At 69.9% G+C, this 20,785-nt stretch carries 15 protein-coding genes; 5 read left to right on the forward strand and 10 right to left on the reverse strand.

Features of this window, described 5'->3' with window-relative positions; genetic code table 11:
• Positions 1 to 7: 7 nt before the first annotated feature.
• From IPZ69_RS17720 to IPZ69_RS17745, 6 genes are all read right to left on the reverse strand, one after another.
• Positions 8 to 1,078 carry an ABC transporter ATP-binding protein gene (locus IPZ69_RS17720; protein WP_235455104.1) on the reverse strand — a complete coding sequence of 357 codons (1,071 nt, stop codon included), beginning with the start codon at positions 1,076 to 1,078 and terminating at the stop codon, positions 8 to 10.
• A 28-nt stretch (positions 1,079 to 1,106) separates the two neighbouring features.
• Positions 1,107 to 2,087 carry an ABC transporter permease gene (locus IPZ69_RS17725; RefSeq protein ID WP_235455105.1) on the reverse strand — a complete coding sequence of 327 codons (981 nt, stop codon included), beginning with the start codon at positions 2,085 to 2,087 and terminating at the stop codon, positions 1,107 to 1,109.
• Between the two features lie 87 nt (positions 2,088 to 2,174).
• Positions 2,175 to 3,980 (reverse strand): ABC transporter substrate-binding protein, encoded by a 1,806-nt coding sequence (locus IPZ69_RS17730; protein ID WP_235455106.1) that lies wholly within the window; start codon positions 3,978 to 3,980, stop codon positions 2,175 to 2,177.
• Between the two features lie 89 nt (positions 3,981 to 4,069).
• Positions 4,070 to 5,104 (reverse strand): ABC transporter permease, encoded by a 1,035-nt coding sequence (locus IPZ69_RS17735; protein WP_235455107.1) that lies wholly within the window; start codon positions 5,102 to 5,104, stop codon positions 4,070 to 4,072.
• 571 nt (positions 5,105 to 5,675) lie between these two features.
• The gene (typA, locus tag IPZ69_RS17740) at positions 5,676 to 7,583 is read right to left on the reverse strand and encodes a translational GTPase TypA (RefSeq protein WP_235455108.1); all 1,908 of its coding nucleotides are present in this window, start codon (positions 7,581 to 7,583) and stop codon (positions 5,676 to 5,678) included.
• Positions 7,584 to 7,780: 197 nt separating this feature from the next.
• Positions 7,781 to 9,976 (reverse strand): ABC transporter family substrate-binding protein, encoded by a 2,196-nt coding sequence (locus tag IPZ69_RS17745; protein WP_235455109.1) that lies wholly within the window; start codon positions 9,974 to 9,976, stop codon positions 7,781 to 7,783.
• Positions 9,977 to 10,304: 328 nt separating this feature from the next.
• Between IPZ69_RS17745 and IPZ69_RS17750 the strand changes: the two genes are divergently transcribed.
• The 4 genes from IPZ69_RS17750 (at position 10,305) to IPZ69_RS17765 (ending at position 14,200) form a co-directional block, all read left to right on the forward strand.
• Positions 10,305 to 10,595, forward strand: a complete 291-nt coding sequence (locus tag IPZ69_RS17750; protein ID WP_235455110.1) for a hypothetical protein — start codon at positions 10,305 to 10,307, stop codon at positions 10,593 to 10,595.
• 73 nt (positions 10,596 to 10,668) lie between these two features.
• The gene (locus IPZ69_RS17755; protein WP_235455111.1) at positions 10,669 to 11,490 is read left to right on the forward strand and encodes a hypothetical protein; all 822 of its coding nucleotides are present in this window, start codon (positions 10,669 to 10,671) and stop codon (positions 11,488 to 11,490) included.
• Entirely contained in the window at positions 11,490 to 13,424 is a 1,935-nt protein-coding gene (locus IPZ69_RS17760; protein WP_235455112.1) for a fumarate reductase/succinate dehydrogenase flavoprotein subunit, read from the forward strand. The genes IPZ69_RS17755 and IPZ69_RS17760 overlap by 1 nt, the downstream gene beginning before the upstream one ends.
• The gene (locus tag IPZ69_RS17765) at positions 13,421 to 14,200 is read left to right on the forward strand and encodes a succinate dehydrogenase/fumarate reductase iron-sulfur subunit (RefSeq protein ID WP_235455113.1); all 780 of its coding nucleotides are present in this window, start codon (positions 13,421 to 13,423) and stop codon (positions 14,198 to 14,200) included. Before IPZ69_RS17760 ends, IPZ69_RS17765 begins: the two co-directional genes overlap by 4 nt.
• Before the next feature lie 18 nt (positions 14,201 to 14,218).
• On the opposite strand, the gene IPZ69_RS17770 is transcribed toward IPZ69_RS17765, so the two are convergent.
• Positions 14,219 to 14,521: a hypothetical protein gene (locus IPZ69_RS17770; RefSeq protein ID WP_235455114.1), complete on the reverse strand. Its 303-nt coding sequence runs from the start codon at positions 14,519 to 14,521 to the stop codon at positions 14,219 to 14,221.
• A gap of 39 nt (positions 14,522 to 14,560) precedes the next feature.
• Positions 14,561 to 15,682, reverse strand: coding sequence for a glycoside hydrolase family 18 protein (locus IPZ69_RS17775; protein ID WP_235455115.1), 1,122 nt, complete (start codon positions 15,680 to 15,682; stop codon positions 14,561 to 14,563).
• 81 nt (positions 15,683 to 15,763) lie between these two features.
• On the opposite strand from IPZ69_RS17775, the gene IPZ69_RS17780 reads away from it, so the two are divergent.
• Positions 15,764 to 17,362 carry a hypothetical protein gene (locus IPZ69_RS17780; RefSeq protein ID WP_235455116.1) on the forward strand — a complete coding sequence of 533 codons (1,599 nt, stop codon included), beginning with the start codon at positions 15,764 to 15,766 and terminating at the stop codon, positions 17,360 to 17,362.
• Between the two features lie 60 nt (positions 17,363 to 17,422).
• On the opposite strand, the gene IPZ69_RS17785 is transcribed toward IPZ69_RS17780, so the two are convergent.
• Positions 17,423 to 20,011, reverse strand: coding sequence for a SpoIIE family protein phosphatase (locus IPZ69_RS17785; RefSeq protein ID WP_235455117.1), 2,589 nt, complete (start codon positions 20,009 to 20,011; stop codon positions 17,423 to 17,425).
• A 249-nt stretch (positions 20,012 to 20,260) separates the two neighbouring features.
• Positions 20,261 to 20,689: an ATP-binding protein gene (locus IPZ69_RS17790; RefSeq protein ID WP_235455118.1), complete on the reverse strand. Its 429-nt coding sequence runs from the start codon at positions 20,687 to 20,689 to the stop codon at positions 20,261 to 20,263.
• Between the last annotated feature and the right edge of the window lie 96 nt (positions 20,690 to 20,785).

Here is a 20,785-nt window from a genome sequence, read left to right on the forward strand (position 1 = left end):
TGTCCTCCTAGCCCTGGCCCAGGCGGGGCTTGATCTCGTCGATGAAGATGGTCCGCTTCTGCTCCGCCGTGAGGTGGCACGCCGAGGCCCGGTCGGGGGCGAGCAGCGGGCGCTCCGAAGCACAGCGGCCGCTGCCCGAGACCCGGTCCTGGAAGGTGCACCGGGGGTGGAAACGGCAGCCGGACGGCGGGTTGAGCAGCGAGGGCGGGGTGCCGGGGATGGGGGACAGCGGGGTGTCGAGCGCGGAGTCGATGCGCGGCATCGAGTTCAGCAGACCCCAGGTGTAGGGGTGCTGGGGCGAGCGCAGCACCTCGTCGACCGTGCCCCGCTCCACCGCACTGCCCGCGTACATCACCATGATGTCGTCGGCCATGTCGGCGATCACCCCGAGGTCGTGGGTGATGAAGACGATGCCGGTGCCGAACTCCTGTTGCAGATCCTTGAGCAGGTCGAGGATCTGCGCCTGGACCGTCACGTCCAGTGCCGTGGTCGGCTCGTCCGCGATGAGCAGGTCGGGGTCGCAGACCAGCGCCATGGCGATCATCGCGCGCTGACGCATACCGCCGGAGAACTGGTGCGGGTAGTCCTTCGCCCGCTCCTTCGGGTGCGGGATGCCCACCTTGCCGAGCATCTCCACCGTGCGGTCCCAGGCGGCCCGCTTGGAGGCGCCGTTGTGCTTCATGTACGGCTCGGCGATCTGGCGGCCCACCGTGTAGTACGGAGAGAGCGCGGTCAGCGGATCCTGGAAGATCATGGCCATCTTGTTGCCGCGCAGCTTCTCCATCTCGGATTCCCGCGCCGTGGTCAACTCCTGCCCGTCCAGCAGGATTTCGCCCTCCACCGTGGTGAACATGGGGTTGTGCAGGCCGAGGACGGTCAGGTTGGTCACCGACTTGCCGGAGCCCGACTCCCCCACGATGCCCAGCGTCCTGCCGCGCATCAGGTCGAAGGAGAGCCCGTCCACGGCCCGTACGATGCCGTCCTCGGTCTTGAAGCTGACGTGCAGGTCCCGCACCGAGAGCAGCGGGCCCGCACCGGCCGGGGAGGGGACGCCGGCCTCCTTGGTCAGAGTGGTCACGACAGTGCTCCTAAAACGGCCACACGGCCTAGGCCAGCCGCACACGCGGGTCGATGAAGGCGTAGCAGGCGTCGACGATGATGTTGAAGAGCAGGATCATGCTGGCGGAGAACAGCATCACGCCGAGCAGCAGCGGCAGATCGCTGAAGAACACCGACTGCACCGCGAGTTGTCCGAGTCCCGGCAGGCTGAAGGTGTACTCGGTGATGATGGCGCCACCGAGCAGGGCTCCGAGGTCGATGCCGAAGATGGTGACGATGGGGATCAGCGAGCCGCGCCAGGCGTAGCGGAAGAAGACGTACTGCCTGGACATGCCCTTGGCGCGGGCGGTGCGGACGTGTTCCTCCTGGAGCTGTTCGATCATCGACGAGCGGGCCATACGGGTGTACTGCGCGGCGAAGATCGTGGACAGGACGACCCAGGGGAGGATCAGCCCCGTGAACCAGGTGAACGGGTCGGCGGTGAAGTCGTTGTAGGCCGGTTTGTCGAACCAGTGGGTCTGGTAGACGAGGATCGCCAGGGCCAGTGGGCCCAGGAAGTAGATCTGCATCGAACTCAGCACCATCGCCCCGGCCGTCGCGGCCTTGTCGATCAGCGTGCCGCGCCGCCAGGCGGCGAGCAGGCCGGTGCCGAGACCGACGATCAGGAAGCAGACGGCCCCGCCGAGGGTGAGCGAGACGGTGGTGGGCAGCCGGTCCATCAGCGTGCCCCAGACCTGCTCGTTGGTGTGGTACGAGTAGCCGAAGCAGGGGGCGGGGCAGGGGCCTTGTGCGAACTGGTCGCTGCCCGTGACGAGGTTGTGCAGGAAGATCCAGTACTGCTCGGGGACCGACTTGTCGAGGCCGAGCACATGGTGGATGTTGGCGAGGCTTTGCGGGTTGCAGGTCTTGCCGCACATCAGCAGCGCCGGGTCACGCGGCATCCCGAAGAACATCAAGAACGTGACGATGCTCAGCAGGAAGAGAATGACGACGGCACCGAGGAACCGGCGGACGAGGAAGCGCAGCATGACAGGGGCAGCTCTCTGACGTCGGCGGGCCGGACGGTACCCGGTGCGCACCCGTGGGGCGGCACACCGGGTACCGGGCGGGGACGGTTACTTGATGTAGAGGCGACGCGGGTCGATGCCGCCGATCACGTCGTCGTAGACGAGGCCGCCGACCTTGGAACCGGCGATCTGGGTCTGCTTGTAGTCACCCGTCGGGACGACGTTGACGACGTCCTTGACGAGGTACTGGTCGAGCTTCTCCCACTCGGCCGCCGACTTGACCGGGTCGGTGATCTGGTTGATCCGGTCGATCTCGCTGTTCACCTTGGGGTCGTTGACCTGCGAGTAGTTCTGCGCACCGTCGGCGATCACGCGGCCGTCGTACAGCGGCGGGATCACGGTCGAGGCGGACGGCCAGTCGGCACCCCACGCGGTGTGGAAGATGTCGTAGTTGTTGTCGAGCTTGCTGACCTGGTCGTAGTAGGTCTCGGCCGGGATCTCCTGGCGCTGGACGTTGAAGCCGGCCTTCTTCAGGCCCGCCGCCATGGCGGTGGAGTACTGCTGGCCCTCGGGGGTGTTGATGTAGCCGAAGGTCAGCTTCATGTTGAGCTTGCCGGCCTTCTTCAGCAGCTCCTTGGCCTTGTCCGGGTCACCGGCGGGCTTCTTCTTCTTGCCCCACGGGTCGAAGGCCGCGTCGTAGCCGCTGACGGTCGGGGAGATCAGGCCGCCGGCGACCTCCATGGCGTCGGTGCCGCCGTAGGCGCGGACGAACGGCGTGACGGGCAGGGCGTAGGCGATAGCCTCGCGGACCGTCTTGTCCTTCAGCGCCGGGTGGCTCATGTTGATGTTCATCTGACCCACGTACGGCTGGTACCCGGAGACCGTACGGGACTTCATGCTCGGGTCCTTGAGGACCTTGGACAGGTTGCCCGCGTCCACCTGGTTGTTGAAGCTGAGGCCGGTCTGGTCCGCGCCACTGTCGGCCAGCAGGGCCTTGGTGGAGGTCTCGTACTGCTGGTTGAAGGTGATGTTGAACTGGTCCACGTACTGGTGGCGGATCGGGTCCGTCTTCGGGTCCCAGTTGGTGTTCTTGACCAGCACCATCGACTTGCCGGACTTGAACGACTGGATCTTGTACGGGCCGGTGAGCACCGGGGTCTTGTCGTACTTCTCCTTGGTGTCGCCCTTCTGGGAGACGACCGCGTAGCCGGCCATGGCCAGCGCGTACGGCAGGTCCGGGTGCGCCGTCTTGAAGTGGAAGACGATGGTCTTGTCGTCCGGCGTCTCAAGGATGCTGGTAGGCAGGTGCTTGCCCTTGTACGGGCCGTCCTTGAGGAGCTTGCGGTACGCGGTGCCCGGGGAGTCGGCCAGCCACTGCTGGACGTACGTCGGGCCCTGGTTGATGAAGGGCGCGAACAGCCGCTCCAGGGAGTGCCGGACGTCCTTGGACGTGATCGGCGAACCGTCCTGGAACTTGATGCCGTCCTTCAGCGTGTACTTCCAGGTCTTGCCGCCGTCCGTGGTGGCACCGGAGTCGGTGGCCAGGTCGCCGACGACCTCGTGCTGCGCGCCGTCGTTGCTGGTGGCCTTGTAGCCGGTGAGGCCGCGGTGGAGCAGCGTGGCGAGGGAGCCCTCGTCGGAGACGTAGATCTGGCCCGGGTCCAGGTGTGCGTAGCTGTCCCGCTGCAGTACTTCCATGGTGCCGCCGGCCTTGGCGCCGGGCACATCCGGCGCCGGGCCCGTGGAGTCCGCCGCGTCGCCGAATTTGATCGACGCCTGCTGGCGTTTGGCGTTCTCCTGCTGCTTCTTGTTGTCTCCGCCGCTGTCGCTGCCGCCCTTGCTGCAACCGCTGAGCACAAGAGCTCCGGCGGCGAGCACGGAGAGTGCGCCGTAGACGTGGCGTCCCCTACTCATCACTCAGTTTCCCACCCATCTGTGTGTCACCAGTGCTCCGTGTGTCACCAGTGCGAAAGAACTGCCGTGGAAATTCGCGAAATGCCCGGTCAGCGAGCGGTCTTGGGGTCGAAGGCGTCCCTGACCGAATCCCCGAGCAGGTTGAATGCGACGATGAAGATGATCATCGAGATGCCGGGGAAGAACATGTAGGTGATGTCGTTCTGCATCACCAGTTCCGTGGACGCCTTGGAGAACATCTGCCCCCAGTCCGGCGTCGGTTCGACGATGCCCACGCCCAGGTACGACAGACCGGCCTCGGCGGTCACGAAACTGGGCAGCAGATACGTCGCCTGGACCAGCAGCGGTGTGACGACGTTCGGCAGGATCTCCTTGCGGATGATCCGCCACGGCGACGCGCCGCTCACCTTCGCCGCCTCGATGAACTCCCGCTCGCGCAGGGCGAGTGAGGTGCCCCGCAGGATGCGGGCGAGGCTCATCCAGCCCAGGAACCACTGGACGAGGATCAGGGCGACCACCCGTACATAGGTCGGTGTCTCGTCTCGGGGACTGACGAACAGTGAGACCACGACGGGCATGCTGGCGATGAAGAACAGCTGTGCCGGGAAGGCGAGCAGGAAGTCGATCACCCGGCCGATGAAGTAGTCCGTCCGGCCGCCGAGATAGCCGGCGGCCACCCCGAGCAGGATGCCGGTCAGCACGACCGCGACGGTGACCGCGACCGAGATCATCAGCGAGGTGCGGATGCCGTACAGGAGCTTGGTGAAGACGTCGTATCCGTTGCCCGGTTCGAGGCCGAACCAGAAGTCGCCGCTGATACCGCCGTTGGGCTGGACCGGCACACCGGCACTGTCGAAGAGCTCCGGGCGTTCGTCCGCGTACACCGTGTACGGGTCTTTCCCGTACAGCTTGGAGATCAGCGGGGCGAGCAGCCCGATCAGGAAGAAGAACACCACGACGTAGGCCGAGATCACGCCCGTCCGGTCGCGTTTGAAGCGGATCCACATCAGCTGGCCGGGGGACCGGCCTTCGAGCTTGACGGCCTCTGACTGCGTCTGTGGCCCCGGCTCGCCGCCGACGGCCAACGCTGTCCCGCCGCCCTCAATGTCGATAGGACTTGTCACTGTTCGTCCGTTTCACAAGTGTGGGTGTGAGAGGCGTCCAGATATTCCGAGCAACGCGAATCCCCACTGGGACGCGCGTAGTTGAGCGGCCGCAGAGCGCGGTCGCGGTTTTCTCAGAGCTGGTCGCCGGACGAACGGCCGGGACTACCACGCATGGGGATCCTCCTCATGACGTCACGTGTTCACCAACGGAAGGGGGTTTCCGTCCCAGTCCTCCGACACCCCTGACGGAGGGCCAGACACCCCCTGGTGCTCGTGAGTCGGCGCTGTCCCCACAGCGCGTGACCCATTGACCCGAGCGGTACGCGGCTAACTATCTGCCATGGGTCCACTACCGACCACCGTTCTTAAATCTCAATTCAGTCACAGCTCACGTGTAGACCTTCCAAAATCTGGACAAACGGTTCGACCGAAGAAGGCCGCGAAACGGACGTGTTACATGGGTATCGGGCAGGGATCTCCGCATTACGGACATTGGACAGCGCACGGAGCCCGAAAAATGAGTTGCAAAAGGCCCGGGCATCCCCACGATGGGGACACCCGGGCCTCGTGACTGCCGGCGGCCGGTGAATCAGCCGTGCTTGGCGCGGCTCGCGGCGCGGGCCCGCTCACGGGCGTCCAGGTTCACCTTGCGGATGCGGACCGCCTCCGGGGTCACCTCGACGCACTCGTCGTCGCGGCAGAACTCCAGGGACTGCTCCAGGGAGAGCTTGCGCGGCGGCACGATCGACTCGGCCACATCGGCCGTGGACGACCGCATGTTGGTGAGCTTCTTCTCCTTGGTGATGTTGACGTCCATGTCGTCGGAGCGGGAGTTCTCGCCGACGATCATGCCCTCGTACACCTCGGTGCCCGGCTCGGTGAACAGCACGCCGCGCTCCTGGAGGTTCGTCATCGCGAACGCGGTGACGGCACCGGCGCGGTCGGCGACCAGGGAGCCGTTGTTACGGGTCTGGAGCGGGCCGAACCAGGGCTCGAAGCCCTCGTGGATGGAGTGGCCGATGCCGGTGCCGCGGGTCTGGGTCAGGAACTCGGTACGGAAGCCGATCAGACCGCGGGAGGGCACGACGAACTCCATGCGGACCCAGCCGGAGCCGTGGTTGGACATGTTGTCCATCCGGCCCTTGCGGACACCCATCAGCTGCGTGACCGCGCCCATGTGCTCCTCGGGGACGTCGATCGTCATGCGCTCGACCGGCTCGTGGACCTTGCCGTCGACCTCCTTGGTGACGACCTGCGGCTTGCCGATGGTCAGCTCGAAGCCCTCGCGGCGCATCTGCTCGACCAGGATGGCGAGCGCCAGCTCACCACGGCCCTGGACCTCCCAGGCGTCCGGGCGCTCGGTCTCCAGGACGCGCAGCGAGACGTTACCGATCAGCTCGCGGTCGAGGCGGTCCTTGACCTGACGGGCGGTGACCTTGCGGTCCTTGACCGCGGCCTTCGCGTCGGCGCCCTTGCCGGTGCCGCCGCGGCCGACCAGCGGGGAGGTGTTGGTGCCGATGACCATGGAGATCGCCGGCTCGTCCACCGTGATCAGCGGGAGCGCGATCGGGTTCTCGGTGTCGGCGAGGGTCTCGCCGATCATGATGTCCGGGATACCGGCGACGGCGCAGATGTCACCCGGGCCGGCCATCTCGGCGGGCTTGCGGGTGAGGGCCTCGGTCATCATCAGTTCGCTGATGCGCACGTTGCTGATCGAGCCGTCGCGCTTGATCCATGCGACGGTCTGGCCCTTGCGCAGCTCGCCCTGCTCGACGCGGAGCAGCGCGATACGGCCGAGGAAGTTGTCGGCGTCCAGGTTGGTGACGTGGGCCTGGAGCGGGGCGGCCTCGTCGTAGTTCGGGGCCGGGATGTGCTCCAGGATCGTGGAGAAGAACGGCTCCAGGCTGGTGGAGTCCGCCGGGACCGTGCCGTTGTCCGGCTTGGTCAGCGAGGCGATGCCGTCACGGCCGCAGGCGTAGACGATCGGGAACTCGATCTGCTCCTCGTCCGCGTCCAGGTCGAGGAAGAGGTCGTAGGTCTCGTTGACGACCTCGTCGATGCGGGAGTCCGGGCGGTCCGTCTTGTTGATGCACAGGATGACGGGCAGGCGCTGCTGGAGCGCCTTGCGGAGCACGAAGCGCGTCTGCGGCAGCGGGCCCTCGGAGGCGTCGACGAGCAGGACGACACCGTCGACCATCGACAGACCACGCTCGACCTCGCCGCCGAAGTCGGCGTGGCCGGGGGTGTCGATGATGTTGATGGTGATCGGGTCCCCGCCGTCCTTGGGGTGGTACTTCACCGCCGTGTTCTTGGCGAGGATCGTGATGCCCTTCTCACGCTCCAGGTCGTTCGAGTCCATCATGCGGTCGTCGACGCCTTCGAGCTGGTGGGCGGCGAAGGCACCGGCCTGCTTCAGCATGCCGTCGACGATGGTCGTCTTGCCGTGGTCGACGTGGGCGACGATGGCGACGTTGCGGATGTCGTGGCGCGTGGCCATATTGCGACGTACTCCCGGAGTGTGAGGAAGGCCCTCTGCGTACGTCCGTGTGACGCGGGCCCTGCCGGGCTTGACATGCCACGGCCTCACCCCATGTTACGTGGCCTCGCGGGGGGCGGCCTCCCGGCCCCGAGCCGGAGCGGCCTCAAAGTGGCCCCGGAGCCGCCTCCGAGCGGCCTGTTACGGGGCTCGCGAGCTCACTTCTCCGAGGGGCTCGGGGAGATTTTCGCGCCCTTCTTCAGGAAGCCCATGTCCTCGTAGACGGGCGTCTGGAATCCGAAGGCACCCGCGTTGACCAGGTCCTTCCGTGTGCCGATGAGCTGCGGGCGCTGGTAGAGGGGCAGGGAGCCGGCCGCCGCCCAGATGCGCGAGTCGGCCTTGCGCAGCAGATCGCGGGCCTCGTCCTCGTCGAGTGTGGCGAGTGCCTCGTCGAAGAGCTGGTCGACCTGGTCGGTGCCGACGCGGGTGTAGTTCTGTTCGATGTTCACGGAGCCGTCGGCGGCCACGACGGGCTTGGCGTAGATCGGGCGGGCGTCGGTGGCGGGGAAGGCGGAGGACGGCCAGGAGTAGAGGGCGAGGTCGTACTGGCCGGCCGCGATGTGGTCGCGGAAGTAGCTCTCGTCGGAGACCCTGGTGATCTCGGTGCGGATGCCGACCTTCTCCAGCATCAGCGAGATGCGGTCGGCGACGCCCCGCAGGGTGTCCGAGCCGGGGCCCGCGGGGAGCACGAAGCGCAGCAGGAGCGCCTTGCCGTTCTTGGCGAGCGGGGCGGCTGCGGCGCCCGCCGGGGCCGCGGTGCCCTTCGGGGCGTAGGCGCCGGGCGCCCCGCCCTGCCCCAGGTGCCGGCCGCCGTCCTGGGCGAGGTGCCGGCCGCCCTCGTCGCCGGTCGGCTCGTGGCGCTTGCTCTTGTCCCGGTGGTCCTTGTCGTCCTCGCCGACGACGTACGTGCCGTCCTGGCCGCCCTCGGACTCGTCGGCGGCCTTCTCGGCCTGTGGGCCTGCCGCCTTCTCGGCCTTCTTCTCCTCCTTGATCGGACCGCCCGACACCCAGCCGGCGTCCGCGAGCAGCGCCTGCGCCTGCGCGGTGTCCTGACCGCCCAGGGCGCCGCTGTTGTCGGCGTAGACGTCCTGGCCGGCGAGCGCGAGGTGGCTGCCGACGGGGGTGGCGGGCAGACCGAGCGGGGTCAGGACGATCTTGGCGAGCGCGGCGCGGTCGAGGGCGTGGGCGACGGCTTGGCGCACCCGCTCGTCGGCGAGGGGACCGGTGGAGCCGTTCAGGGCCAGCTGGGTGTAGGCGGGCTCCAGCGACTTGCGGACCTCGAAGCCGGTCAGCTGCTCCTGCTGGCGGACGTAGCGGGCGATGACCTCGCGCAGCTCCTTCTTGTCGCCGTCGCCCTTGTCGCCGTCGTCGCCGTCGGCCTCCTCGGTGTCGAGGCCGTGCGCGCGCGCCCAGTCGCGCAGCTTCTTGGCGGAGGTGCGGCCCGCGCCCTGCAGCGGGGTGGAGACGCCCTGGTCGCGGGAGGCGATGGTGATCCGCTCGGCCTCGGCGCTGTCGACGTCGGCGAGGTCCACGGTGCCGGCGGCGAGCGCGGTGGCCCGCTGGTCGCGGGGCACGGCCTGCAGCACGATCTGGGAGAGCTTGGTGGGGTGGCCCCACCAGCGCGGGTTGCGGCCGAGGACGACGTCCTTCGCGGCGACGTCGACCTTCTCGACCCGGAAGGGGCCGGCGCTGACGTTGAGCTTGCGGCGGGCTCCGTCGTTGAAGGCGTCCGGGGTGCCCATGACGTCCTTCGGGTACAGCGGGGAGAACAGCGACTTCCAGTCGGCGTAGGGACGGTTGAAGGTGACCTGGACCTCCAGGTCGTTGGCGCCGCGTTCGATCTTGGCGATGCGGTCGTAGCCGGCGTTGCGGGCCGTCCAGTAGGCGGCGTCCTGGCCGGACAGGGCGCGCCACTGGGCGGCGAAGTCGGCGGCGCCGATCTCCCGGCCGTCGCTCCAGACGGCCTGCTGGTTGAGCTTGTACAGCACGACCTGGCGCGGCTCGGTCTCGACGACCTCGGCGGACTCCAGGAAGTCGGGATTGCGGACCGGGCGGCCGTGCGCGTCGATCCGGAACATCGAGGGCAGCACGGCCTGGGCGACCCGGGTGCTGCCCGCGTCGGCATCCGCCTGGAAGGTGTTGAACGTCTCGGGTACGGCGTCCACGGCCCAGTGCAGCGTGCCGCCGTCGGCGACCTTGTCCCGGGTGACGGAGGCGATGTCCTGTCCGACCAGCGGGCTGGCCGCCTCGTCGTCCGAGCTGCAGCCGGCGAGGAGGGGCACCGCGAGCGCGCCCGCGGTGAGGAAGACGACCGAGCGCTTGACCGCGCGCAGTCCGACGCCGTCGTGGGACATCTCTGCTACCTCCGGGGAGCCCGGTGACACGGGTGTGGTCTGTTCACATTTGGCGGTATTTTGGTGTTGATCAGATCTACAGACCCACTGAAGAGGAAAGGGTTCGCCTGCCGGGGGCGACACGGCGGCCGGGGCTCCCAAGCCCACCCGTGCGGCGCAACAAGCGCCCCCGGCGCACGCAGAGCGCGCGTGCGGGCGTGCGGTGGAGGCGTGCAATCCGCCAATCGCTGCACATGGCTTCACATCAGCAGGTGTGACGCGCAACACTCGCAGGCGCATGAACGTTGCCGCCTAGGACCAGAAGGTCCGCGGGAAGTGAGGTCACGTCATGTCCGTGCACGACGACCTGACGTCAGTCCAGCGCAGTCTCGACGACCTGTTCCGGTCCGTGGGGCGCCTGGAGCAGCAGCTCGGAAGCGGCGGGCTGGAGATGCGCCGCGTCCGCGCCGACGCCGATCACCTGCGCGAGAGCGTGGCACTGCTGCGCGAAGCCGCCCCCGGCTTCGGCCAGCAGCGTCGCCCCGATCTCGTGACCATCTCCGACACGCCGTACGACATCAGCCTGTGGACGGACACGGACGACGAGGGTCTCGGCGCCCGTGACCGGCACGCCCCCTAGGAGCAGTGGCCGCAGGCCGCCCAGGGGGTGCCCGCGGGCACCCCCACAACCCGAACCCGACCGGAGTCATGAGTTGGCCACTGGTACGGAACCCCATATGAACAGCGGCGGCGTACAGACCGGTACGCGCGCCGCGATCGCCGCACCGCATCTGCGGACCGACCGCTGGTGGCTGGCCCCGGCCGTCACCGCGGCCGGTCTGTTCGCCTTCGTCGTCTATTCGACCTGGCGGGCCTTCGCCAATGCGCACTACTACGCGGCGCCGTACGTCTCACCCTTCTACTCGCCGTGTCTGGCGGAGAACTGCCGGACCATGCACGCGGGCCCGAACGCCGATCTGTTCGGCAGCTGGTGGGCGATCTCCCCGGCGATCATCATCCTGATCTTCCCGCTGGGCTTCCGCCTGACCTGCTACTACTACCGCAAGGCCTACTACCGCAGCTTCTGGGCGTCCCCGCCGGCCTGCGCGGTGGCCGAGCCGCACAAGAAGTACACCGGCGAGACCCGCTTCCCGCTGATCCTGCAGAACGTCCACCGGTACTTCTTCTACGCCGCGCTGCTGGTCGCCGGAGTGCTGACCTACGACACCGTGCTGTCCTTCCGCGACGAGCACTACCGCTGGGGCCACATGGGCCTGGGCACCCTCGTCTTCCTGGCCAACATCGTGCTGATCTGGGCGTACACGATCTCCTGCCATTCGTGCCGGCACATCGTCGGCGGGAAGCTCAAGCACTTCTCCAAGCATCCCGTGCGCTACAAGGCATGGCAGTTCGTCGGGAAGCTGAACGCCCGCCACATGCTGCTGGCCTGGGCGTCGCTGGTAAGCGTGGCCCTCGCCGACTTCTACGTGTACCTGGTCGCGTCCGGTGTCTTCGACGATCCGAGGTTCTTCTGATGCCCGTGGTGGACCGGCAGGAATGGGACGTCGTCGTGGTCGGTGCCGGCGGCGCCGGGCTGCGGGCCGCGATCGAGGCGCGCGAGCGGGGCGCCCGGACGGCGGTGATCTGCAAGTCGCTGTTCGGCAAGGCGCACACGGTGATGGCCGAGGGCGGCATCGCGGCGGCGATGGCCAACGTCAACGAGCACGACAACTGGCAGGTCCACTTCCGCGACACCATGCGCGGCGGCAAGTTCCTGAACCAGTGGCGGATGGCCGAGCATCATGCGCGGGAGGCCCCGGACCGGGTGTGGGAGCTGGAGACCTGGGGCGCGCTGTTCGACCGTACGAAGGACGGCAAGATCTCGCAGCGCAACTTCGGCGGCCACGAGTACCCGCGCCTCGCGCACGTCGGCGACCGCACGGGTCTTGAGCTGATCCGCACCCTCCAGCAGAAGATCGTCTCGCTCCAGCAGGAGGACGAGAAGGAGACCGGTGACTACGAGTCCCGGCTGAAGGTCTTCCAGGAGTGCACGGTCACCCGGGTCCTCAAGGACGGGAGCAGGGTCTCGGGAGTCTTCGCCTACGACCGCGAGACCGGCCGCTTCTTCGTCCTGGAAGCCCCCTCCGTGGTGATCGCGACGGGCGGCATCGGCAAGTCCTTCAAGGTGACGTCGAACTCGTGGGAGTACACCGGCGACGGGCACGCCCTCGCCCTGCTCGCCGGGGCGCCGCTGCTGAACATGGAGTTCGTGCAGTTCCACCCGACGGGCATGGTCTGGCCGCCCTCGGTGAAGGGCATCCTGGTCACCGAGTCGGTGCGCGGCGACGGCGGGGTGCTGAGGAACTCCGACGGCAAGCGGTTCATGTTCGACTACGTCCCGGACGTCTTCAAGGAGAAGTACGCCGAGTCGGAGGAGGAGGGCGACCGCTGGTACGAGGACCCGGACAACAACCGGCGTCCCCCTGAGCTGCTCCCCCGCGACGAGGTGGCCCGCGCCATCAACGCCGAGGTGAAGGCGGGCCGCGGCTCCCCGCACGGCGGTGTCTTCCTCGACGTGTCGACGCGGATGCCCGCGGAGGTCATCAAGCGCCGGCTGCCCTCCATGTACCACCAGTTCAAGGAGCTGGCGGACGTCGACATCACGGCGGAGGCGATGGAGGTCGGGCCGACCTGTCACTACGTGATGGGCGGCATCGCGGTCGATTCCGACACGGCGGCGGCGCGCGGGGTGCCGGGGCTGTACGCGGCCGGGGAGGTCGCCGGCGGCATGCACGGCTCGAACCGGCTCGGCGGCAACTCGCTGTCCGACCTGCTGGTGTTCGGGCGCCGGGCGGGCTGGCACGCCGCCGAGTACGCGGCGGAGCACGCGGCCGAGCGCCCGCCCGTGGACGACACCGAGATCGACGCGGCGGCCGCCGAGGCACTGCGGCCGTTCTCGGCGGAGGTCGAGGAGCCCGCCTCGGGCCCGCCGGAGAACCCGTACACCGTGCACCAGGAACTCCAGCAGACCATGAACGACCTGGTGGGCATCATCCGCCGCGAGGGCGAGATGGCCGAGGCCCTGCGCAGGCTGGCCGAGCTGCGGGTACGGGCGCGGCGGGCCGGGGTCGAGGGGCACCGCCAGTTCAACCCGGGCTGGCACCTCTCCCTGGACCTGCGGAACATGCTGCTGGTCAGCGAGTGCGTGGCCCGGGCGGCGCTGGAGCGCACCGAGTCGCGCGGCGGGCACACCCGCGAGGACCATCCGACGATGGAGCGCGACTGGCGCCGGATCAACCTGCTGTGCCGGCTCGCCGATCCCACCGGGGGCCTGGCGGCGACGGACCCCGTCCGCGGTCAGATCACCCTCGCCCGCGAGACCACCGAACCCATCCGCACCGACCTGCTCGCCCTCTTCGAGAAGGAGGAGCTGGTCAAGTACCTCGCCGAAGAGGAGCTCTACGAGTGAGCAGCTACGAGGCCCGCTTCAAGGTGTGGCGGGGCGATGTCGGGGGCGGCGGCCTGGAGGACTTCGCGGTCGAGGTCAACGACGGCGAGGTGGTCCTGGACATCATCCACCGCCTCCAGGCGACGCAGGCGCCGGACCTGGCGGTGCGCTGGAACTGCAAGGCGGGCAAGTGCGGTTCGTGCTCCGCGGAGATCAACGGGCGGCCGCGGCTGATGTGCATGACCCGGATGTCGGTCTTCGACCGCGCGGAGACGATCACCGTCACACCCCTGCGCGCGTTCCCGGTGATCCGCGATCTGGTGACGGACGTCGGCTTCAACTACCAGAAGGCCAGGGAGGTTCCGTCCTTCGTGCCGCCCGCCGGGGTGGGGCCGGGCGAGTACCGGATGATGCAGGAGGACGTGGACCGCTCGCAGGAGTTCCGCAAGTGCATCGAGTGCTTCCTGTGCCAGGACACCTGCCATGTGGTGCGTGACCACGAGGAGAACAAGAAGGCGTTCGCCGGGCCGCGTTTCCTGATGCGGGTGGCCGAGCTGGACATGCATCCGCTCGACGCGGCCGCGGAGTCCGGGCTGGACCGCAAGAGCACGGCCCAGGACGAACACGGCCTCGGCTACTGCAACATCACCAAGTGCTGTACGGAGGTGTGCCCCGAGGGCATCAAGATCACGGACAACGCGCTGATCCCGATGAAGGAAAGGGCCGTCGACCGCAAGTACGACCCGCTGGTGTGGCTGGGGTCGAAGATCGGGCGGCGGTCCTCCCAGTCCTCGTAGGCCTGCTGGACGGACCGGTCAGGGGGTGCGGCCGGGGCGCTGGGCCAGGAACTGGATCAGCAGTCCCACCATGAACAGGCCCCAGCCGCACCACGCGACGACACCGCGGACGCCGACCGAGGGTCCGCCGCCCTCGGGCCCCACGAAGAGGAACACCCCCACGCCGACCGCTCCGGCCAGCGACCCCCAGCCCCAGAGCTTCGGCCGCAGGACCCGGCGCCGTCCCCACGGCGCCACCCAGCCGGTCGCCGCGGCCGCCGTGCCGGCCGCCGCGAGCAGCGCCACGCACAGCGCGGAGGCCACCACCAAGTACATGTGCATGACGATGATCGTCCCACGCGGCCCTGGCTCCGCACCAGATCAGGAACGGTGCGTCCAGCCCTTCCGGTACGCCGTCCAGTCGGCCTCCGTCGCCGCGAAGTCCACGTAGAGGGCGAGGCCGAAGCGGGCGCGGTCCGCGTCCGTGCGGGACAGGCCCAGGCGTACGCCGCGTACGGCGGCCGGGACGGTCTCGGCGTGCGCCCAGTGGCCGAAGCGGTTCTCGTGGTAGAAGGGCAGGCCCATGAGGAGGTCGGTGGTCGGCGGGGTGACCTCCAGGGCGAGGCTGGTCTGCTGGGCGACATAGCCGCCGTACAGGCTCTCCAGCGGCTGCATGGTGTCGTACGACATCACCGCGATCTGGTCGACACGGCGGGCCACCTGGCCGAAGTAGGCCTGCGACCACCACTTGGGGTGGCCGGTGGTCGCGCCCCAGAAGGAGTGGAACGCGGGCAGCGGGTCGATCTGATGGGCGGCCACGGAGAGCAGGGCGTGCCGGTCGCGGGTGACGGCGCGCAGGTCGTCGAGGAGCGAGAGGTAGTGGCGGTCGCCCGAGTGGAGGGGCTCCAGGTCGAAGTGGGCGCCCTCGAAGCCGGCGGCCAGGATCTGGCGGGTGGAGCGGACCACGGCGGCGCGGGTGTCGGCGCGTTCGAGGCGCAGGCCGTCGGGTCCCTCGGAGGCGAGCTTGTCGCCCAGCCAGGCCTGGACGCGGATGCCGGGGAGTTCGCGGTGTACGGCCGCGATCAGTCGGCGGGCCTTCGGGTACGCGGACTCGGGGAGGGTGCCGTCGTGTTCCAGGGGGCCCGAGTGGACGTAGAGGTCGCGGATGCCGGTGCCCCGCAGGCGGCGGGCGAGGGCCTTGACGTCGGCGTCGGTCTTGCGGCCGTCGACCCAGGCGTGGCCGAGCCAGATCGCGTCCTTGTCGCGGGTGTACGTGCCGTCCGCCGGGTCGCCGGTGTAGTTCAGGCGGAGGGCGGTCTCGGCGGCGAGGAGGGGGACGAGGAGCAGGAGGAGGGTGACGAGGATCGCTCTGCGGACGCGGCGCGCGCGGGTGCGGCGGGGTTTCACCTCAGTTTCTGCGGGTGCGGACGGTTCCTGTGCGGGGGGTTCCGGGTCGAGGGACGGGGCCGGGGGTGATTCGTCGTTCGTCCCGGGCTTGTCCATGCCTCGTCCCCCTGTTCTCGTCGTCCCCCGCGTGTATGCGCCCGGTCGCGAGGGCGGTTACCTGCCCATACGCTCCGAAATGTGACGTCATCCTTGATCCGGGGCCGGCCCAGGCACGCCACGGCGCACATAGCCGTGCGGGTGGCGCATGCCGTGCTGGGCGGTGTGGCCGGGGGCCTGTGGCTGATGTTGCCGGTGATGACGATCAACGCCGAGGCCCCGGTTCCCGCGGCGCGGGCCGGACCGGTGGCGGGCGCCGCCGAGACGCCGGAGCAGGGCGGGACGTCTCCCGCCGATCTGGTCCTGCCGCTCGTCGCCGGAGGCGCGGCGGGGACCGTGGCCGTCTACTGGTACGTGCGGCGCACCCGGCGCGCCCGGAGCCGTGCCACCTCCGGTGTGGTGTCCGAGCGGCCGCCGCAGCCGACGGCGGGCGACTTCGAGCGGCAGGCCCAGGCCTCGCTGGTGCAGGCGGACGACTGCGTGCGCACGAGCCGCGAGGAACTCGGCTTCGCCGAGGCCCTGTTCGGGGCCGAGGCCGTGGCGCCGTTCGCGCAGGCGCTGCGCGCGGCCGAGACCGAACTGGCGGCCGCGTTCGCGATACGGCAGCGGTACGAGCAGGGGGCGCCGGGCGACGAGGTGGCCCGGCGGCAGGCGCTCGTCGGGATCGTCGGGCGGTGCGCGGAGGCCGGGCGGCGGCTGGACGCGGAGGCGGCCGGGTTCGACCGGCTGCGGGCGCTGGATCAGGGGGTCGGCGACGCGCTGCGGGTCGCCGAGGGGCGGTTCCGGGAGCTGGCCGGGCGGACGGCGGGGGCGCAGGCGGCACTGGACGAGATGCGCGAGCGGTACGCGCACCCGGCCGTCGCGCCGGTCGTCGGATACGTCGAACAGGCCAAGGACCGGCTGGTGTTCACTACGAGCCACCTCAACCGGGCCCGCCAGGCCGCGGATTCCGACGACCTCGAAGAGGCGGCCCGTCGGCTCCGCGCCGCCGAGGGGGCCATCGCCCAGGCGGACACCTTCCTGGCGGGCGTGCACCGGCTCGCCGGCGACCTGCGCCGGGCCGCGGGGATCGTGCCGGCGGCGCTCACGGGCGGGGAGGTGGAGATCGCGGCGGCTCGGGGGCCGGCCGCCGCCGTCCCGCTTCCCGCCGGTGAGCTCCACGCCCGCATCGCCCGCGCCGACGTCGCCCTGGCCGCCGTACGGACGGAGTTGACCTCCGGTCCGTACGACCCGCTGGACGCCCTGCGCCGGATCGCGCGGGCCGTCGAGCAGCTGGAGGTGGGGCGCACCGGGGTCGTCCCGGTGGCCGCCCTGGTCGTCGCCCGCAGTGCCACCGCCGCCGCGGGCGACTTCGTCGCCACCCACCGGGGAGCGGTCGGCGCCGAGGCCCGGACCCGGCTGGCGGAGGCGCGGCGGCGGTTCGCGGAGGCGGACGAGGGGCAGGGCCGGGGCCTTGGTACGGCCTCCGCGGACGCCGACGAGTTGGCCCGGGAGGCCCGGGAGCTCGCCGAACGGGACGTACGGACGCGCGGGAACCCCTACGCCGACGCCGAGCCCGCGAGCGGACTTGCCGGAGCCGTCCTCGGCGGGATCCTCCTCGCCGAGGAAACCGACGGCGGGCCTCCGGCGAGCTTCGGCGGCCCGGAGACCCGGGGCCGCCGCAGGCTCGCGCGGCCGTAGACCCGGGCGGCCGCAGGCCACAGGCCTCGGTCCTTGCCGGCGGACTCCGGTGCCGCCCCCTCAGAACAGGCTCAGCAGCGCCTCCGCCGGGTCCGTCAGACCGTGTTCGCCGTCCGGGAGCGGGAGTTCGAACCAGACCGTCTTGCCGCGAGGAGTGCGGCGGGAGCCCCAGGCCGCGCTGAGGAGGCCGACGAGCTGGAGGCCGCGGCCGCCCTCGTCGGTGTCGCGGGCCCGGCGGCGGCGCGGCTGGACCAGGCCGGAGTCCCAGACCTCGCACACCAGCGTGCGGTCCAGCAGCAGGCGGAGTCTTATGTCGCCCTCGCCGTACCGCAGGGCGTTGGTCACCAGCTCACTGACCAGGAGTTCCGCCGTGTCGACCAGGGGCTCCAGGTCCCAGGTGAGCAGCTGGCCGCGGGCGTACTCGCGGGCGCGGCCCACGCTGCGCGGCTCGCGCGGCAGCGTCCAGTCGCCGACGGAGTCGGCGGGCAGCCCCTGGACGCGGGCCATGAGCAGGGCGATGTCGTCCTCGCCGTGGTGGGTGTCGAGGGTGTTGAGGACGTGGTCGCAGACGTCCTCCAGGGGGCTGGTGGGGTCGGTGAGCGCGCCGACGAACGCCTGGAGGCCCTCGTCGAGGGGGTGGTCGCGGGATTCGACCAGTCCGTCGGTGTAGAGCGCGAGCAGTGCCCCTTCGGGCAGTTCGACCTCCACCTCCTCGAAGGGCTCGCCGCCCACGCCCAGCGGCATGCCGGGGGGTACGTCCAGCATCAGGGCCGCCTCGCCCGGTTCCACCAGCACCGGCGGCAGATGGCCCGCGTTGGCGAACGTGCAGCGTCTGGTCACCGAGTCGTACACCGCGTACACGCAGGTCGCGAGGTAGACCTCGGACAGGTCCGCGGTGCGCGGCTGGCGGGCCGCGCGGGTGGCCTGCTGGACTCCGCCGGGGGTGCCGAGGCCGCGGGCGATCTCGTCCAGGGCAGCGAGGACCTCGGCCGGTTCGAGGTCGAGCAGGGCCAGGGTGCGCACGGCCGTGCGCAGTTCGCCCATCGCCACCGCCGCGCGCAGGCCGCGGCCCATCACGTCGCCGACCACCAACGCGGTGCGGTGCCCGGGCAGTTCGATGACGTCGAACCAGTCGCCGCCCACCTCGGTCGCCGCGTTGCCGGGCAGGTAGCGGCACGCGATGTCGAGTCCGGAGGCCTCCGGGTCGCCGGGCGGGAGCAGGGACCGTTGCAGTATCAACGCCCGCTCGTGCTCGCGGCGGTACAGGCGCGCGTTGTCGATGCAGACGGCGGCGCGGGCCGCCAGCTCCACCGCCAGGTCCCGGTCGCGGTCGCCGAACGGCTCGCTGCCCTTCGTCCGGGCGAACTGGGCGAGTCCCACGACGGTGTCGTGGGCGACCATCGGAACGGCCAGCGTGGACTGGACGAGTCCGCCCTCCTCCGCGGGGACCGACTGCGGGCGGGCGGTGCGCAGGGCGTCCGCGCAGGGGGAGTTGAACGGGTAGTGGTGGACGGCGCCGACCGCGACCGGCAAACCGCCGCCGCCGAAGGGCACGTCGGAGACCGCGCTGGCGAAGGCCACGCGGCGCAGTTCCGCGCTGCCGTCGGCGAGTCCGGGCGGTGTCTCGTCGCCGGCCAGGAGGCCTTGGTAGAGGTCGACGGTGGCGAGGTCGCAGAAGCCGGGGACGACGACGTCGAGGAGTTCGCGGGCGGTGGTCTCCAGGTCGAGGGAGTTGCCTATGCGGGCGCCCGCCTCGTTGAGAAGGGCGAGATTTCGCCGGGCGGCGGCGGCCTCGCGGGCGGCCGCGCGGCGCGCGGTGATGTCGGTGCCGAGCCAGGCGACGCCGATCGGCCGGCCGCTGCCGCTGTGTACGCGGTAGAGGTTGACGGACCAGTGGCGGCGCTCCTCCGAACCCGGGACGAAGCCCGTGACGTGCATGTCCGTGATGGAGTCGCCGGTCTCCAGGACCCGGCGCAGGGTGGCCGAGACCCGTTCCGCCTCGCCGCGCGGCAGGTAGTCGTGAACTCCCTTGCCCCGGTGGTCGTCGGGTGTCCCGCCGAAGATGGAGGCGAACCGCATGTTGGCGCGGCGGACCGTGAGGTCGGTGTCGATCAGCAGGAAGCCGAAGGGAGATTGACCAAAAATGGCCTGCGAGGCGGCGAGGTCGGTCTCGATGCTGCGCAGGGTGCGGACGTCGACCACGATGCAGACGGCGGCCTTGTCGCCCTCGGCGGTCTTGGTGGGCATGACGTAGACCTCGGCGAGGCCCTCCTCGCCGCGGACCCCGTCCGCCGTGTCCGGCATCCGGAAGGGAACCACCCCGGTCCACTCCCGCCCGTCGAGGATCTCGGCCATCTTGCGCTGGCCGCGCTCGTGCAGGTCGGGGTCGATGAACGCCTCGATGGGGTCCATGCCGACGGCGCGTTCGGCGGGGATGCCGAAGAGTTGCTCGGCGCGCAGGCTCCACTGGTCGACCAGTCCGCCGGGGCTGATGGCGAAGGAGGCGACCTTGATGTAGTCGTACATGGAGCCGGGCGGACTGCTCTGCCACATGGCATCGCCGGTCGCCGCGCCGTCCCTTGCGGCCTGAGCCCTCGCGCCGTCCGACGGGTCCTCGGACTCCGTCGCCTTCGCTGGTATCTCGCTCACGCGAACCGTCCCCTCCAGCTCACCGCGTCCGGCACCGGTCACCGGGGGCGGCTGCCCGCAGTATCCAGCACTACGGCGCCGCACGACACGGTGTTCACGATCACAGCACGGACCGAGCGGTTTTCGGACCGTACCGTGGCAACACTTCCAGTCTTCTAACCAGGGAACACGCCCTCGAATCACGCTCTTGGGCAACGGTCTCCGGCCAGTTCCGTCCGCTGGACGGGGCTGGGGGTGCTGTACACCGGTTCAGTCCGGAACGGCGAGTTCGAACCAGACGGTCTTGCCGTTGACGCCGGGCCGGGTACCCCAGCGGCGCGAGGAGCTGGCGACCAGTTGGAGGCCTCGGCCGCCCTCGTCGTCGTCGTGGGCGACGCGCTCGCGCGGCGGGTCCGGGAGCGGGTCGGAGACTTCCACGAGGAGGACGTCGGGGAGGTCGTCGGGGCGGACCAGGCGTACCCCGATGGGGCCCGTGGCGTGCCGCAGGGCGTTGGTGACCAGTTCGCTGACCAGCAGTGCCGTCATGTCGGCGAGGCTTTCGAGACCCCAGCCCCGCAACTGGGTGCGGACCGCCGTGCGGGCCGTGCGCACGGCGCCGGGGTCGGCGGGGAAGATCCACTTGGCACAGTCGCCTTCGGTGTCGATCACGCCGATCACTTCCCAGGCCGGTGAGCCCACCCATGTCCTGTTTCATGGGGTTAATGGGCACATACCCGATATCCGGCGGGCAGTATCGCCTCGAAGGGCGCACTGTGGCACGAACGGCGTACGGGT

The sequence above is a fragment of the Streptomyces olivochromogenes genome (assembly GCF_021538895.1).
Lineage (GTDB): Bacteria > Actinomycetota > Actinomycetes > Streptomycetales > Streptomycetaceae > Streptomyces > Streptomyces olivochromogenes_A.